The sequence below is a fragment of the Stenotrophomonas sp. 1278 genome (assembly GCF_029892765.1).
GTDB lineage: Bacteria > Pseudomonadota > Gammaproteobacteria > Xanthomonadales > Xanthomonadaceae > Stenotrophomonas > Stenotrophomonas indicatrix.
In genome coordinates this window covers 12,687-28,848 of record NZ_JARXWD010000029.1, presented here as the reverse complement: position 1 = coordinate 28,848, position 16,162 = coordinate 12,687, and the positions used below count along the sequence as shown (strand labels likewise).

Sequence of the window (16,162 nt, the reverse complement as noted above, 5' to 3'; positions counted from 1 at the left end):
GCGACGGCAGCCGCCGTTGTGCACTGCGCCGCCGGCCTCAGCCCAGTTCGCGGGCGCGGCGCAGGCGACGCTCGAAGTCGGCGGCGGGCAGGCCATGGGCGAACAGGAAACCCTGGCCAACGGTCACCCCTAGGTCGAGCAGGCACTGCCGTTGTGGCTCGGTCTCCACGCCCTCGGCGACTACGCCCAGGCCCAGGCTGCGCGCGATCGCGCAGACTGCCTCGCACACCGCCACATCCGAGCGGTTGCGGGGAATGCCTTCGACGAACAACTGGCTCAGCTTCAGCCCATGGATGGGCAGGCGCCGCAGGTAGTTCAGGGCGCTGTAGCCTTCGCCGAAGTCATCGATGGTCAGCATCACCCCCATTTCGCGCAGGCGGGCGAAGGTGCGCAGGGTGTCCGGCGCATCCTCGATCAGCACCCGCTCGGTGAACTCCAGTTCCAGCACGCTGCCGGGCAGGCCGAACTCATCCAGCACCTGCCGCACCCAGCGGGCGAGATCCTCACCGACGAACTGGCGCCAGGACACGTTGACCGCCACCCGCACCAGGCCGAGCCCGTCATCCTGCCATTGCCGTACCTGCCGGCAGGCTTCGCGCAGCGCCCATTGGCCGATGCGCACGATGTCGCCGGTGTGCTCGGCGTGGCGGATGAACAGGTCCGGGCGCATTGGCCCCAGCTGTATGTTGTGCCAGCGCATCAGCGCCTCGCAGGCGATGGTGGCGCCGCTGCGCAGGTTGACCTGTGGCTGGTACACCAGATGGAACTCGTCGCCATCGAGGGCCTTGTGCAGCCGGCTCTCGATCTGCAGGCGGTCATGCTGGCGCTGTGCCAGTTCCGGGGAGAACACCTGCCAACCGTTGCGGGTGCGGCGCTTGCACTCGTACATCGCCGTGTCGGCGTTCTGGATCAGCTGCTGCGGCCGGTTGCCATCGCGCGGTGCGCGGGCGATGCCGATGCTGGCGGTCACCGGGAACTCGTCGCTGCCCAGCTGGAACGGTGCCGAGAACGCCGCAGTGATGCGCTCGGCCAGCTGTTCGGCCTGGTCCGGCTGGTCGCGCAGGTCGCAGATCACCAGGAACTCGTCGCCGCCAAAGCGTGCAAGCAGGCCTTCGGTGCCGATCGCAGTGGCGATGCGCCGGGTCGCTTCGATCAACAGTTCATCACCGGCGTTGTGGCCAAGCAGGTCGTTGACCACCTTGAAACGGTCCAGGTCGATGTACAGCACCGCCACGCGGTCGTGGCTGGGGCTGTCCATGCGCACGCCGAGGTCGCTCAGCACCGCATCGCGGTTCATGATTCCGGTCAGCGGGTCGGTGCGGGCCTGCACGCGCAGGGTTTCCTCGGCCTGCTTGCGCTCGGTGATGTCCTGCACGGTGCCGGTGATGCGGGCGGCATCGACATCGCCGGCCGAGACCTCGCCGATCATCCGTATCCAGAACGAGTGGCCATCGCGGCGCTGGCCCTGCAGCTCCAGGCCGAAGCTGCTGCGGTGTTCGATGGTGTCGGCCAGCGCCTGCTGCAGGGCGGCGCGGTCGTCGCTGCGCAGGCAGTCCAGCAGGTCGGGCATGTCCTCCAGGTCGGCCGGCTGGCCGACGATGCGCCGCGCTTCATCGGTGAGGTACAGGCGCTGCAGGCCGCGATCCCACTCCCAACCGCCGATATGGGCCAGTGACTGCGCGCGCGCGAACAGGGTGTTGTTGCGCTTCAGTTCGGTGATGTCACTGAACATCGCATAGACATGGTCGGCCTGGTCGCAGCCGTTGCCGAACACCGGCACGTTGGTGGTGGACAACCACAGCATGCGTCCGCGCGGGCGGTGGTACAGGCCGATGATGGTGCTGCGGATCACCCGCCCGGCCTGGAAACAGCGGCTGGTCGGCCACTGTGACTGGGTCAACGGGTGGCCATGCTCGTCGACGATGATCCACGCTTCGGGATCGAGCATCGCGTTCAAGCCCACGCCGCCACCGGTGAGGCCGAGGATGCGATGTGCGGCCGGGTTGGCCGACAGCACGCGCAGGTCGCGGTCGAACAGGATCACGCCCTTGTCGATCGATTCCATCAACAGGCGATAGCGTGACTCGGCGCGCCAGCGCCCGCTCAGGTCGCGGGCGACGGCGACGATGCAGGGTTGGCCGCGGTCCTGGAAGCCGGCCGAGTGCACCTCCACCGGAAAGCGGCTGCCATCACCGCGCATGTTGGTCACTTCGATGACGTAGGTGTCGCCGCGGTTCAGCGCTTCCCACACCGGTTGCAGATGGTCGCTGGGCAGGTCGGGATTGAGCAGTTCGATCGGCTGGCCGACGATGTCCTCGCGCGGGCGGTCGTAGGCGACGATGCCGGCGCGGTTGACGTCCAGCACCACGCCTTCGGCGCTGAGGATGCTGACCGGGTCGGGCACGGCGTCGAACAACGCGGCATAGCGTGCCTGGGTATCCAGTTCGCGCTGCTGCGCATCGGCCAGCGCCTGCCGTGCCTGGCGCAGCAGCCTGGCCTGGGCCGGCGGCGGCGAAGCAGCCAGCGCCGCGTCCAGAGCGGCCAGCGCGACGTCGGTTGCGGCGGGTGTATCGCCGATGGCCGGACGGTCGCGCGGGCCGCTGTCGTTCATGTCGCTGCCAGCGCCTGCCCGACGCGGCTGGCGGTCGCGCGGCCGAGCAGTCCGGCCAGCCAGCGGCCGGTCTCGGCCAGCGACGGCAGGTCGACACCGCATTCCAGGCCCAGGCCCTGCAGCAGGTACACCACGTCCTCGCTGGCCACGTTGCCGCTGGCGCCCTTCGCGTACGGGCAGCCGCCGGCACCGGACACCGCACTGTCGACCACGCGCACGCCTTCTTCCAGGCAGGCGGCGATGTTGGCGATGGCCTGGCCGTAGGTATCGTGGAAGTGCACGGCCAGTGCGCTCATCGGGATCTCGGCAGCCACCGACTGCAGCATCGCGCGGGCCTTGCGTGGCGTGCCGACGCCGATGGTGTCGCCCAGCGAGATCTCATAGCACCCCATCTGGTGCAGGGCGCGGGCGACGCGCACCACATCGGCCAGCGGTACCTCGCCCTGATACGGGCAGCCGAGCACGGTGGAGACGTAGCCACGCACGCGCACGCCGTCGGCGGCCGCGCGGCGCAGGATCGGCTCGAAGCGGGCCAGCGATTCATCGATCCCGGCGTTGGTGTTGGTGCGGTTGAAGGCTTCCGATGCAGCGGTGAACACCGCGATTTCCTGCACGCCGACGGCGCGCGCACGGTCGTAGCCCTGTTCGTTCGGCACCAGCACCGGATAGGCGATGCCCGGGCGGCGCTGGATGCCGGCATAGACCTCGGCAGCATCGGCCAACTGCGGGACCCAGCGCGGGCTGACGAAGCTGGTGGCCTCGATCGTACGCAGGCCGGTGGCCGACAGGCGATCGATCAGTGCGATCTTGTCGGTGGTCGCCACGGCCTGCTTTTCGTTCTGCAGCCCGTCGCGCGGGCCGACCTCGACGATGCGGACGAAATCGCTCATCGCGGCACCCCCATGAAAAGCGGGGCGGGGCGGGCAGGGCGGATGGGATCGGCTGGGGTCACGACGGTTCCTGGGAAACGGGGGCGGCCCGGTCTTCGCCAGGCTGCCAGATGAGATACGCAGGCGGGTCGCACAAGCGGCCACGCCTGCGCCTGGTGGCGACGCAGGGGTCTACCCGGGCAGGTGGCAGACCGCCTCGATGTTGTTGCCGTCGGGGTCGATCACGAAGGCGGCGTAATAGTCCGGGTGGTACCAGGGACGCAGGCCGGGCGCACCATTGTCGCGCCCCCCTGCGGCCAGCGCGGCGGCGTGGAAGGCATCAACCTGGGCGCGTCCGGCGCAGACGAAGGCCACGTGCACGCCCTGGCTGAGCGGCGCCGCATTGCCCAGCCAGAAGAACGGCTTGCCGTGGTTGCCGAAACCCACGTGGTCGTGGGCACCGGTCTGTTCGGCGCTCACCTCCATCACCACGCCGATCTGCAGCGGTGCCAGCGCCTGCAGGAAGAAGGCCCTGCTGCGCGGCAGGTCGCCGCTGTTCAAGCCGATATGGTCCAGCATGTCAGGCCTCCGTGACCCAGTGCGGCGCGCGTTTGTCGAGGAAGGCACCCAGGCCCTCCTGGCCTTCGGCCGATACCCGCAGGCGAGCGATCAGGGCGGCATTGTCACGGTCCAGGCTGTCGCGATCATGGGCGTCGCGAACCTGCCGGACCAGCAGCTTGGCCGAAGCCGAGGCGATCGGCCCGGCCTTGTCGAGCAGGGCCAGCTGTCGCTGCACCGCCTCGTCCAGGCGTTCGGGCTCCACCAGCTGGTGGATCAGGCCGATACGCAGGGCGGTGTCGGCGTCGAAGTGCTCGCCGGTGGCGAACCAGCGGCGGGACTGGCGGCTGCCGATGGCCTCGATCACATAGGGCGAGATCACTGCCGGCAGCAGGCCCAGGCGGCTTTCGGTCAGGCCGAAACGGGCGGCGCTGGTGGCGATGGCGATATCGCAGCAGGCCACCAGGCCGACGCCACCACCAAAGGCGGCGCCGTGGACGCGGGCGAGGGTGGGCTTGGGCAGTTCGTCCAGGGTGCGCATCAGCCGGGCCAGGGCCAGGGCGTCGTCACGGTTGTCTGCCTCGCTGGCGGAGGCCATGCCGCGCATCCACTGCATGTCGGCACCGGCGGAGAAGGAGGCACCGTGGCCGGCCACCACCACCGTGCGCACCGTGTCATCGCGGCCGGCCGCTTCCAGGGCTGCGGTCAGCCGGGCGATCAGGCCGGCGTCAAAGGCGTTGTGCAGCTCCGGCCGGTTCAGCCAGAGGGTCAGGACAGCGCCGTTGCGCTCGATCTGCAAAGCATCGTTCATGGGATTCCGGGGGTTGCTCCATACCTGTATGGATCATAGCGGGCCATTGGTCATGGGCCATGACGCGACGCGGGAATGTTAGAATCGAGAACCATTTACATCCAGCAGAGAACACGCTAGATGACGCTGTCCGAACTGCCCCTGCACGCCTCGGCCGTGGTCGATTCCGTGCAGGACCTGCATGCCAACGATGCCATCGCCCGGCGCCTGCGCGAGCTGGGCTTCGTCAAGGGCGAGGAAGTGCGCCTGGTGGCGCGAGGCCCGGTTGGTGGCGAGCCGCTGCTGGTGCAGGTCGGGTTCACCCGTTTCGCGCTGCGTATCAGTGAGGCCCGGCGCGTGGTCATCGACCCGGCCAGCCAGGAGGGACGTGCATGAGCGCCACCGCAACCGCCGCCCCGCTGCGCATCGCGCTGGTCGGCAACCCCAACAGCGGCAAGACCGCGCTGTTCAACCAGCTGACCGGCAGCCGGCAGAAGGTCGCCAATTACACCGGCGTCACCGTTGAGCGCAAGGAAGGCCGCCTGCGTGCGCCGTCCGGCCGCGAGTTCGCCGTGCTCGACCTGCCGGGCGCCTACAGCCTGCAGCCGGCCAGCCTGGACGAGGCGATCACCCGCGACCTGTGCCGGGGGTTCTACCCGGGCGAGGCCGCGCCGGACGTCCTTCTGTGCGTGATCGACGCCACCAACCTGCGCCTGCACCTGCGCTTCGCCCTGGAACTGCGCGAGCTGGGCAAGCCGATGATCATCGCCCTGAACATGGTCGACGCCGCGCAGCGCCGCGGCATCCAGATCGATGTGGCCGCGCTGGAGCGCGAGATCGGTGTGCCGGTGGTGGAAACCGTGGCGGTACGCAAGCAGGGCGCGCGTGCACTGGTGGAACGCCTGGATACGATGGTGCCGCACCTGGATGCGCCGCTGGCCGGCGTTGAGAGCGGTGTGGACTACCACGCGCAGGTGCGCGCGATCCTGGCCGCAGCCGTGCGGATGCCGGCACGGACGGCGAAGATCGACGACACGCTGGACCGCTGGCTGCTGCATCCGGTGTTCGGCCTGATCACGCTGGTGGTGGTGATGTTCCTGATCTTCCAGGCGGTGTTCGCCTGGGCCACGCCGCTGATGGATGGCATCGAGGCCGGCTTTGCCTGGCTGGGTGAACTGGCCGCCAGCGTGCTGCCGGCAGGTCCGCTGACCAGCCTGCTGACCGACGGCATCATCGCCGGCCTGGGCGGCGTGGTGGTGTTCCTGCCGCAGATCCTGATCCTGTTCGCCTTCATCCTGGCGCTGGAAGAGTCCGGTTACCTGCCACGCGCCGCGTTCCTGCTGGACCGCATGATGGCGGCGGCCGGCCTGTCGGGGCGGTCGTTCATCCCGCTGCTGTCCAGCTTTGCCTGCGCGGTGCCGGGCATCATGGCCACCCGCAGCATCCAGGACCCGCGTGACCGCCTGGCCACGATCCTGGTGGCACCGCTGATGACCTGCTCGGCAAGGCTGCCGGTATATGCGCTGCTGATCGGTGCGTTCATACCGGCCGGCAGGATCGGCATCTTCAACCAGCAGGGCCTGGTGCTGTTCGGCCTGTACGTGGCCGGCATCCTCAGCGCGCTGGTGATGTCGTGGGTGATGAAGAAGTGGCGTCGCGACAAGAGCGAGCACCCGCTGATGCTGGAGCTGCCGTCGTACCGCATTCCGCATCCGCGCGACCTCGCCGTCGGCCTGTACGAGCGCGGCATGATCTTCCTCAAGCGTGTCGGCGGCATCATCCTGGCGCTGACCATCCTGCTGTGGTTCCTGCTGTCGTTCCCGGGCGCGCCCGCCGACGCGACGATGCCGGCCATCGACTACAGCTACGCCGGCCAGATCGGTCATGCGATGACCGCGATCTTCGCGGCGCTGGGCTTCAACTGGCAGATCTGCATCGCGCTGATCCCGGGCCTCGCTGCGCGCGAAGTAGCGGTGTCCTCGCTGGCGACGGTGTATGCGCTGTCGGCCGCCGATGACGATGCGGCGATCTCCGCACTGTCGCCGGTGGTGGCCGACGGCTGGTCGCTGGCTACCGGCCTGGCCCTGCTGGTGTGGTTCATCTACGCGCCGATGTGCATTTCGACGCTGGCCACCATCAAGCGCGAGACCAACTCGTGGAAGACGATGGGCTTCTCGGCGTTCTACCTGTTTGCTGCGGCCTATGTCGCGGCGCTGATCACCTACCAGGTGACCGTGGCGCTGGGAGGCGGCTGATGGATGCCGGCCTGCTGGTCCAGTACCTGATCATCGCGGTGGCCGTGCTGGTCAGTGCGTGGGTGGTGTTGAAGAAGCAGGCGCCCGGCACCGTGCGCAAGCTGCGCGGCGCGCTGGCACTGGCGCTGCTGAAGCCGGGCCGTGCGGCCTGGCTGCAGGCGCTGGGCCGGAAGATCGCGCCGCCGGCCACTGGCGGTGGCGGGGCGTGCGGCGGCTGCGACAGCTGCGGACCGACACCGCCGAAGCAGCATTAGAGAGGCTTCTGGGCGCTGCCCTGGTGAGTGCGGACCTTCCCTGGTGGGTGCGGACCTTGGTCCGCACTGCCGATTGATCATCCACGCATGGCGTGGATCTACCCATCCCCAGCGCTGCCCTCCAGCGGTGTCGGAATTGATCATCCACGCAGGACTTGGATCTACGTTGCAGGCAGGGTGAGGCGACCGGTTCGCGGCGATGCGTCAACCTGCCCGCGTGCCAAGCTCCGCTGCCAGTGCCAACCAGCGTTCGCGCTGTTGCGGCGTGCTGCTGCGCACCGGGCCCAGCCGGCTGACCCGCACCGGGCGGATGCCGCAGAACTCAAGGATGGTGGCGCGGATCTGGGTAATGCCCGGATCGCGGTAGATCCAGCGGTAGTACCAGGGCGGCGTATCCAGCGTGGTGATGACCCGCGCGCTGCGCCCCGCCAGCAGCCGGTCCCACCACACCGAATCGCGACGGTAGCGGAAGGCGAAGCCCGGCAGCAGCACGCGGTCGAAGAAGCCCTTCAGCAGTGCCGGCATCGCGCCCCACCAGGTCGGGTAGACCAGCACCAGGTGGTCGCAGGCGTGGATCGCGTCTGCTGCATCCTGCAGGTCGGTTTCCAACGGCTGGATCTGGCGATAACCGTGGCGCAGCACCGGGTCGAACTGCAGTTCACCCAGGGCGATCAAGTGCACGCGGTGGCCGGCGTTGCGGGCGGCGGTCGCGTAGCGCTGGGCGAGGGCGCCGCACAGGCTGTCGCGGTCGGGATGGCCAAGCAGGATCAGGATGGAGCGGGACACGGCAGTCTCGGAGGCTGGAAGGCGACCGACGTTGCGCTATGCCCCAAGGGCAGAGTCAAACCCCGCCGGGGCAGCCAGCGGGGGCCAGCACGCAGGGACCATCGCCCTGTTGCAGCCATTGCCGCAGCTCGTCAGCCACATGCAGCAGCTCGATCTCGGTGCGGGCAAGGCGCTCGCGCTCGGCGGCAATCGCAGTGCGCTGGCGTTCCAGCAGGGCGAGCACGGCTGGCCAGTCCAGCTGGCCGTCGCCGCGCTGCAGGCGGGTGATGGCGGCCAAGCCGATGCCCAGCCCCAGTGCCTGTCGGATCAGCTGCACCCAGGCCACGTCCTGCTCGCTGTAGTCGCGATAGCGGTTCAGGCGCGGCACTGGCGGCAGCAGGCCGCGTGCCTCGTACAGGCGGATGGCCTTGGCGCTGGCGCCGGTGCGGCGGGCGACTTCGGAAATGCGCACCGTTTCAGCCCTGCATCCGCGCAGGCGGCATGACGGCGTCAGCGCTTGGCGCGGGCGGTTTGCAAAGGTGCATGAGGTGCGGGCCAGCGCTTGAAGGGGCACGCAGCGTAGCAGCGACAGTGCTTGCCGGACCATGCGTGCTGCCGCTAGCCTGCGTGCATGAACCAGACTCCCCTGCGATTGCTTATTCACGGCGCCTCCGGGCGCATGGGCCAGGCCCTGTTGCGGCTGGCCGCCGAACATCCTGATTCCCTGCAGATCGTCGCTGCGGTGACCGGCCGCGCGCCGGCGCAGCGGGTGATCGACGGCGTGCCGTTCTTCGCGGCCAGCGAGTTGCCGGGGGCGCCGGTGTTCGATGTGGCGATCGACTTCAGCCTGCCCGAGGGCTTCGATGCGCTGCTGGCACTGTGCGTGGAGCGCGGTGCGGGACTGGTATCGGGCACCACCGGTATTTCCAGTGTGCAGCGCCAGGCACTGGAAGCGGCGGCGGCGAAGATCCCGCTGGTGTGGGCGTCGAACTTCAGCTTGGGCGTGGCGGTGCTCGATGAGCTGGTGGAACGTGCGGCGCAGGCGCTGGCCGGCTGGAACTGCGACATCGTCGAATCGCACCATACGCAGAAGAAGGACGCGCCCTCGGGCACGGCGTTGACCCTGGGGGCCGCGGCGCAGCGGGGCGGGGCCGAGCCGCAGTACGCCAGCCTGCGCGCCGGAGACATCGTCGGCGAGCATCTGGTGCAGTTCACCGGCCTGGGCGAGCGCATCGAGCTGGTGCACCGGGCCACCAACCGCGACATCTTCGCCCGCGGGGCGCTGTTTGCCGCTCGCCAGCTGCAGGGCCGGGCGGCAGGCAGCTACCGGGTACGTGACCTGCTGGACGGCCCCCTGTAAACGGTAGCGGCGGGGGCCGCCCCCCCGGGGGGGGGGGGGCCCCCCCGGGGGGCCCCCCCCCCCCGCTACCCTTGGGTGCCTGCATACGGCCCCGGATTGAAATGAATGCGCAATCGCCTGTTCATGAATGGCGATAACCGCTGGCGCGAGCGCCCCGGCACCGCTACAATTCGCACTCGCCGAATCACGAAAGCCGGACCGGTCCCAGACCGTACGTCCGCGCTTTTTTGCAACCGGATTTCCGTGAAGCGCAGGCGTGACTTCGGCACCCCCTCGGTAGCCAAAGTGAGAATTCCGTGACCCAAGCCGCAATCCTCGTCCTCGAAGACGGCACCGTATTCGAGGGCGAATCCGTAGGCGCGCCCGGCCTGTCCGTCGGTGAAGTGGTGTTCAACACCGCCATGACCGGCTACCAGGAAGTGTTGACCGACCCGTCCTACGCCCGGCAGATGGTCACGCTGACCTATCCGCACATTGGCAACACCGGCATGACCGACCAGGACGATGAAGCGTCCAAGGTGTGGTCGGCCGGCCTGATCGTGCGCGACGTACCGCGCCGCCCGAGCAGCTGGCGCAGCCAGGTGTCGCTGCAGGACTGGCTGATCCAGCGTGGCGTGGTCGCCATCGCCGGCATCGACACCCGCAAGCTGACCCGCATCCTGCGCGAGAAGGGTGCCCAGAACGGCGCGCTGATGGCCGGCGACGGCATCGACGTGGAAAAGGCGCTGGAAGCGGCCCGCAAGTTCCCGGGGCTGAAGGGCATGGATCTGGCCAAGGTCGTGACTACCGACAAGACCTACGTCTGGACCGAGGGCCAGCTGGACCTGGATGCCAACGCCTTCGTCAGCGTGCCGGCCCAGTACAAGGTCGTGGCGTACGACTTCGGCGTGAAGACCAACATCCTGCGCATGCTGGCCGAGCGCGGCTGCGAGGTCACCGTGGTGCCGGCGCAGACCCCGGCCGCTGAAGTGCTGGCGCTGAAGCCGGACGGCGTGTTCCTGTCCAACGGCCCGGGTGACCCGGAACCGTGCGACTACGCGATCGCCGCGATCAAGACCTTCATCGACGTGAAGATCCCGACCTTCGGCATCTGCCTGGGCCATCAGCTGCTGGGCCTGGCCTCGGGCGCGAAGACGATCAAGATGGGCCATGGCCATCACGGCGCGAACCATCCGGTGCAGGACCTGGACAGCGGCCGGGTGATGATCACCTCGCAGAACCACGGCTTCGCGGTCGATGAAGCCAGTCTGCCGGCCACGCTGCGGGTGACCCACCGTTCGCTGTTCGACGGCACCAACCAGGGCATCGCCCGCATCGATGTGCCGGCGTTCTCGTTCCAGGGCCACCCGGAAGCCTCGCCGGGCCCGCATGACGTCGGTCCGCTGTTCGATCGTTTCGTGACCCTGATGGCCGAGGCGAAGGCTTGATGCGCAGCGCCGCTCTGCTGCTGTCGCTGTGCTGCGCCGCGGGTGCGGCACAGGCTGCGCCGGCGTCCGCTGCGGACATGGACGCGCTGCTGCACACGTTGAAGAAGGACTCGGTCGGTGCGTCGTCGGCGGCGATGATGGTCGAGGAGGTGCCAACGCTCAAAGCGCTGGCCGAAAGCGATCGCCAATGCGCCCGCACCTCCATCCAGTCGTTCTTCTACGTTCATGCGCGCCAGTCGTTGATCAACAGCCTTGGCGAGGACGGTGACGTGATCGTCGCGGACTGGTCGCGCTTCCTGGCCACACCGTCCGGAAAGGGTTACCTGATCCTCACCCGTGCGCTCCCGGAGTCGGCAGCGGACGCGTCGGTCAACGTCAACGACGAGGCGTACGCCGCCGGATTCGACGCCTTTCTCGGCAGTACGTCCTTCAAGCGCCTGGATGCTGGTTTCGATGCAATGAGCGTCCCTGACGAATTTGCGGTGAAACTGAGCCAGGGATTGCAGGACCAGTGCGGGATTGCGCTGAAACCCGAAGAGATTTCCTGATCGACAGCGTGCGATCACTCCCCCTTGTCACGCTGTACTGACTTAGAGAAGAAAATGCCCAAGCGCACTGACCTCAAGACCATCCTCATCATCGGTGCCGGCCCGATCGTCATCGGCCAGGCCTGTGAGTTCGATTACTCCGGCGCCCAGGCCTGCAAGGCCCTGCGAGATGAGGGCTACCGCGTGGTGCTGGTCAACAGCAATCCGGCCACGATCATGACCGACCCGGAGATGGCCGACGCCGTCTACATCGAGCCGATCAACTGGCAGACCGTCGAGAAGATCATCGCCAAGGAGAAGCCCGACGCGCTGCTGCCGACGATGGGTGGCCAGACCGCGCTGAACTGCGCGCTGGACCTGGCCGACAACGGTGTGCTTGAGAAGTACAACGTCGAGCTGATCGGCGCCAAGCGCGAAGCGATCATGATGGCCGAAGACCGCGAGCTGTTCCGCGTGGCGATGAGCGAGATCGGCCTGGAGTGCCCGACCGCTGCCGTTGCCCATACGCTGGACGAAGCGCTGGAGATCCAGACCCGCGTCGGTTATCCGACCATCATCCGCCCCAGCTTCACCCTGGGCGGCAGTGGCGGCGGCATCGCCTACAACCGCGAAGAGCTGATCGAAATCGTCAACCGCGGCCTGGAACTGTCGCCGACCACCGAAGTGCTGGTCGAAGAGTCGGTGCTGGGCTGGAAGGAATTCGAGATGGAAGTGGTCCGCGATACCGCGGACAACTGCATCATCGTCTGCTCGATCGAAAACCTGGACCCGATGGGCGTGCATACCGGTGACTCGATCACCGTGGCCCCGGCGCAGACCCTGACCGACAAGGAATACCAGCGCCTGCGTGATGCCTCCATCGCCGTGCTGCGCAAGATCGGTGTGGATACCGGTGGTTCGAACGTGCAGTTCGGCATCAACCCGGACACCGGCCGCGTGGTGGTGATCGAGATGAACCCGCGCGTGTCGCGTTCCTCGGCGCTGGCGTCCAAGGCCACCGGCTTCCCGATCGCCAAGGTCGCGGCCAAGCTGGCCGTGGGCTACACCCTGGACGAACTGAAGAACGAGATCACCGGGGGCCTGACCCCGGCCTCGTTCGAGCCGTCCATCGACTACGTCGTCACCAAGATTCCGCGCTTCGCTTTCGAGAAGTTCCCGGCTGCCGATGCACGCCTGACCACCCAGATGAAGTCGGTGGGCGAGGTGATGGCGATGGGCCGCACCTTCCAGGAATCGATGCAGAAGGCCCTGCGTGGCCTGGAAACCGGCAAGGTCGGCTTCGACCCGACCGGCCTGGACCTGACCAGTGAAGACGATCTGCAGACCCTGCGCCGCGAGCTGAAGGCGCCGGGTCCGGAGCGCCTGTTCTTCGTCGCCGACGCGTTCCGCGCCGGCATGAGCGTGGAGGACATCTTCAAGCTGTCCTACATCGATCCGTGGTTCCTGGACCAGATCGAAGAAGTCATCGCCGCCGAGACCCGGGTCGCAGCCGATGGCATCGACGCACTGGATGCGGCGCGCCTGCGCAAGCTCAAGCGTGCCGGCTTCTCCGACGCCCGCCTGGCCCAGCTGACCGGCACCAACGAAGCGGCCGTGCGTGCGCTGCGTCGCGCACACAAGGTGCGCCCGGTGTACAAGCGTGTGGACTCCTGTGCCGCCGAGTTCTCCACTGGCACCGCCTACCTGTACTCGACCTACGAGGACGAGTGTGAAGCCGCACCGAGCAACCGCGACAAGATCATGATCCTCGGCGGTGGCCCCAACCGCATCGGCCAGGGCATCGAGTTCGACTACTGCTGCGTGCACGCGGCACTGGCGCTGCGCGAGGACGGCTATGAAACCATCATGGTCAACTGCAACCCGGAAACCGTGTCGACCGACTACGACACCTCCGATCGCCTGTACTTCGAACCGCTGACCCTGGAAGACGTGCTGGAAATCGTCGAGCTGGAGCAGCCGAAGGGCGTGATCGTGCAGTACGGCGGCCAGACCCCGCTGAAGCTGGCACGCGCGCTGGAAGCCAACGGCGTGCCGGTGATCGGCACCAGCCCGGACTCGATCGACCTGGCCGAAGACCGCGAGCGCTTCCAGCAGCTGGTGGAACAGCTGGGCCTGAAGCAGCCGCCGAACCGCATTGCCCGCAACGACCAGGAAGCCCTGCTGCTGGCGCGCGAGATCGGCTACCCGCTGGTGGTGCGCCCGAGCTACGTGCTGGGTGGCCGCGCGATGGAAATCGTCTACGGCGAGTCCGATCTGGCCCGCTACGTGCGTGACGCGGTGAAGGTGTCCAACGATTCGCCGGTGCTGCTGGATCGCTTCCTCGACAACGCCGTCGAGTGCGACGTGGACATCATCGCCGACGCCCAGGGCAACGTCCTGATCGGTGGCGTGATGGAGCACATCGAAGAGGCTGGCGTGCACTCGGGCGATTCCTCCTGCTCGCTGCCGCCTTACTCGCTGTCGGCTGAAACCCAGGCCGAGCTGCGTCGCCAGGTGGTCGAGCTGGCCAAGGCCCTGAACGTGGTGGGCCTGATGAACACCCAGTTCGCGATCCAGACCGATGAGGAAGGCAACGACACCATCTTCCTGCTGGAAGTGAATCCGCGTGCCTCGCGCACCGTGCCCTTCGTGTCCAAGGCCACCGGCATGCCGCTGGCCAAGATCGCGGCCCGCTGCATGGCCGGCAAGACCCTGGAAGAGCAGGGCGCCACCAAGGAAATCGTGCCGGACTACTACTCGGTGAAGGAAGCGATCTTCCCGTTCGCCAAGTTCCAGGGCGTCGACCCGATCCTCGGGCCGGAGATGCGCTCCACCGGTGAGGTGATGGGCGTGGGCCGCAGCTTCAACGCCGCCTTCGCGCGCGCGCAGGAAGCCGGTGGCATCAAGGCGCCGCCAGTGGGCAAGGCGTTCGTGTCGGTGCGCGACCCGGACAAGAAGCGCGTGCTGCCGGTGGCCAAGGCCCTGCTGGCGCGTGGTTACAGCCTGGTTGCCACCCGTGGTACCGCAGCGTGGCTGCAGCAGCACGGCATGGACTGCGAGATCATCAACAAGGTGGTCGAGGGTCGCCCGCACATCGTCGATTCGATCAAGAACGGCGAGATCGTCTATATCGTCAACACGACCGAAGGCCGTGCCGCGATCAACGACTCGTTCTCGATCCGTCGCGAGGCACTGCAGCACCGTGTCACCTATTCGACCACCATTGCCGGTGCCAAGGCGCTGGTGGATTCACTGGAATTCCGCGGTACCGGCCCGGTCTGGTCGCTGCAGGAACTGCACAAGGAGTTGAACGCATGAGAGCACCCATCACGATGAAGGGCGCGCAGCGTCTGCGCGACGAACTGGATCACCTGAAGTCGGTCAAGCGTCCGAAGGTGATCGCCGCGATCGCCGAAGCGCGCGAGCACGGCGACCTGAAGGAGAACGCCGAGTACCACGCCGCGCGCGAGGAACAGGGCTTCATCGAAGGCCGCATCAAGCAGCTGGAAGGCGAGCTGTCGCACGCCGAGATCATCGACGTGAGCAAGCTCAATGCAGGCTCCAAGGTGGTGTTCGGGGCCAGCGTGATCCTGGCCGACGTGGAATCGGACGAAGAGAAGAAGTACCAGATCGTTGGTGATCTGGAAGCGGACATCAAACTCGGCCTGATCGCGATTTCCTCGCCGGTCGCCCGCGCGATGATCGGCAAGCTGGAAGGTGACTCGATCGTGATCGATGCGCCGGCCGGCCAGCGCGAGTACGAGATCGTCAGCGTCAGCTACCAGGACTGATCCGTGGCGACGGCAACCCTGCTGTTGCCGGCACGCAGCCGCTTTGCGGTGGCTGCATTGCCGGATGACGTGGCGCGCGCCCTGGGCCGCGCCACCACCTCGCAGGGCGACGCCGGTGAACGCGCGCAGCTGCTGCGCCACTTCACGGTGGCCGCGCCGCACTGGCCGGTGGCCGCATTGACCCGCCAGCGTGACGTCGGTGATGCCGCCGGCGCCTGCTGGCTGCGTGCCGATCCGGCCTGCATGGTGCCGGACATGCATGGCGCGCGGATGATGGGCCACGGCGAAACGCTGCGGCCCAGCCTGGCCGATACGCTGGCGTTGCTGCCCGTGCTGCAGCCGCTGTTTGCGGATGCAGGCTTCGTGCTGGATGCACCCGATCCGTCACGCTGGTACCTGCGCCTGCCCATCGGTACTGAACTGCCGGAGTTCGACAGCCCCGACGAGGTGCTGGGTGATGACCTGTTCTCGCACCTGCCGCCGGGCGAGGCGGGCCGTCGCTGGCGCGCACTGATGACCGAAGCGCAGGTGCTGCTGCACACCCACTCGTGGAACCAGCAGCGCGCCGCGCAGGGCCAGCAGCCGATCAATTCGCTGTGGTTCTGGGGTGGTGGCGTGATGCCGGTATCGGTGGCCACGCCGCACGCGCAGGTGCGCAGCCGCGATGCGCTGCTGCAGGGCCTGGCCCAGGCCGCAGGTGTCGCGGTGGATGGCGAGCAGTCGGTCGATGCACTGGTCGACCTGCGCCAGCTGCGCTCGCTGCAGCAGCTGGGCAACGATGCAATCCGGCCGCTGCTGGCCGCGCTCAAGCGTGGCGAGCTGCAGCGGCTGGTGCTGGATTTCGAGGACGGCCTGCAGTTCCAGCTGGATCGCGGCCAGCGCTGGCAGTTCTGGAAGAAGCCACGGCAGCTTCACGACGCCTGACGTGGTGGTAGCGCCGGGCTATGCCCGGCGG

At 67.8% G+C, this 16,162-nt stretch carries 15 protein-coding genes; 9 read left to right on the top strand and 6 right to left on the bottom strand.

Going from position 1 to position 16,162, the window contains the following annotated elements:
• Positions 1 to 37 precede the first annotated feature (37 nt).
• The 4 genes from M2299_RS18190 to M2299_RS18175 form a co-directional block, all read right to left on the bottom strand.
• On the bottom strand, positions 38 to 2,611 hold the full coding sequence (locus M2299_RS18190) for an EAL domain-containing protein (protein ID WP_099842397.1): 2,574 nt from the start codon (positions 2,609 to 2,611) through the stop codon (positions 38 to 40).
• Complete coding sequence (locus M2299_RS18185; protein ID WP_099842398.1) at positions 2,608 to 3,501, bottom strand: hydroxymethylglutaryl-CoA lyase; 894 nt, start codon at positions 3,499 to 3,501, stop codon at positions 2,608 to 2,610. Before M2299_RS18185 ends, M2299_RS18190 begins: the two co-directional genes overlap by 4 nt.
• A gap of 171 nt (positions 3,502 to 3,672) precedes the next feature.
• Entirely contained in the window at positions 3,673 to 4,059 is a 387-nt protein-coding gene (locus tag M2299_RS18180) for a VOC family protein (protein WP_099783864.1), read from the bottom strand.
• Position 4,060: 1 nt separating this feature from the next.
• The gene (locus M2299_RS18175; RefSeq protein WP_033831003.1) at positions 4,061 to 4,849 is read right to left on the bottom strand and encodes an enoyl-CoA hydratase-related protein; all 789 of its coding nucleotides are present in this window, start codon (positions 4,847 to 4,849) and stop codon (positions 4,061 to 4,063) included.
• A 120-nt stretch (positions 4,850 to 4,969) separates the two neighbouring features.
• Between M2299_RS18175 and M2299_RS18170 the strand changes: the two genes are divergently transcribed.
• The 3 genes from M2299_RS18170 to M2299_RS18160 are packed head-to-tail and all read left to right on the top strand — an operon-like array spanning position 4,970 to position 7,337.
• Positions 4,970 to 5,224: a FeoA family protein gene (locus M2299_RS18170; protein WP_025874743.1), complete on the top strand. Its 255-nt coding sequence runs from the start codon at positions 4,970 to 4,972 to the stop codon at positions 5,222 to 5,224.
• A complete protein-coding gene (gene feoB, locus M2299_RS18165) occupies positions 5,221 to 7,083 on the top strand; it encodes a ferrous iron transport protein B (RefSeq protein WP_280884791.1) in 1,863 nt (620 codons plus the stop codon). Before M2299_RS18170 ends, feoB begins: the two co-directional genes overlap by 4 nt.
• Positions 7,083 to 7,337, top strand: coding sequence for a DUF6587 family protein (locus M2299_RS18160; protein ID WP_025874739.1), 255 nt, complete (start codon positions 7,083 to 7,085; stop codon positions 7,335 to 7,337). The genes feoB and M2299_RS18160 overlap by 1 nt, the downstream gene beginning before the upstream one ends.
• Positions 7,338 to 7,541: 204 nt before the next feature.
• On the opposite strand, the gene M2299_RS18155 is transcribed toward M2299_RS18160, so the two are convergent.
• Complete coding sequence (locus M2299_RS18155; protein ID WP_100436221.1) at positions 7,542 to 8,123, bottom strand: NAD(P)H-dependent oxidoreductase; 582 nt, start codon at positions 8,121 to 8,123, stop codon at positions 7,542 to 7,544.
• A 55-nt stretch (positions 8,124 to 8,178) separates the two neighbouring features.
• Positions 8,179 to 8,574, bottom strand: a complete 396-nt coding sequence (locus M2299_RS18150) for a MerR family transcriptional regulator (RefSeq protein WP_099844283.1) — start codon at positions 8,572 to 8,574, stop codon at positions 8,179 to 8,181.
• A gap of 159 nt (positions 8,575 to 8,733) precedes the next feature.
• On the opposite strand from M2299_RS18150, the gene dapB reads away from it, so the two are divergent.
• The 6 genes from dapB to M2299_RS18120 all read left to right on the top strand — a co-directional run bounded on the left by dapB (position 8,734) and on the right by M2299_RS18120 (position 16,131).
• Positions 8,734 to 9,462, top strand: a complete 729-nt coding sequence (gene dapB / locus M2299_RS18145) for a 4-hydroxy-tetrahydrodipicolinate reductase (RefSeq protein ID WP_080277594.1) — start codon at positions 8,734 to 8,736, stop codon at positions 9,460 to 9,462.
• A gap of 296 nt (positions 9,463 to 9,758) precedes the next feature.
• On the top strand, positions 9,759 to 10,889 hold the full coding sequence (gene carA, locus M2299_RS18140; RefSeq protein WP_100436222.1) for a glutamine-hydrolyzing carbamoyl-phosphate synthase small subunit: 1,131 nt from the start codon (positions 9,759 to 9,761) through the stop codon (positions 10,887 to 10,889).
• Positions 10,889 to 11,437, top strand: coding sequence for a hypothetical protein (locus tag M2299_RS18135; protein WP_033831007.1), 549 nt, complete (start codon positions 10,889 to 10,891; stop codon positions 11,435 to 11,437). Before carA ends, M2299_RS18135 begins: the two co-directional genes overlap by 1 nt.
• 54 nt (positions 11,438 to 11,491) lie before the next feature.
• Entirely contained in the window at positions 11,492 to 14,734 is a 3,243-nt protein-coding gene (gene carB, locus M2299_RS18130) for a carbamoyl-phosphate synthase large subunit (RefSeq protein WP_280884790.1), read from the top strand.
• 8 nt (positions 14,735 to 14,742) lie between these two features.
• Positions 14,743 to 15,207, top strand: coding sequence for a transcription elongation factor GreA (greA, locus tag M2299_RS18125; protein WP_025874725.1), 465 nt, complete (start codon positions 14,743 to 14,745; stop codon positions 15,205 to 15,207).
• Positions 15,208 to 15,210: 3 nt separating this feature from the next.
• Positions 15,211 to 16,131 carry a phosphoglycerate mutase gene (locus M2299_RS18120; protein ID WP_025874723.1) on the top strand — a complete coding sequence of 307 codons (921 nt, stop codon included), beginning with the start codon at positions 15,211 to 15,213 and terminating at the stop codon, positions 16,129 to 16,131.
• The last annotated feature ends 31 nt before the right edge of the window (positions 16,132 to 16,162 follow it).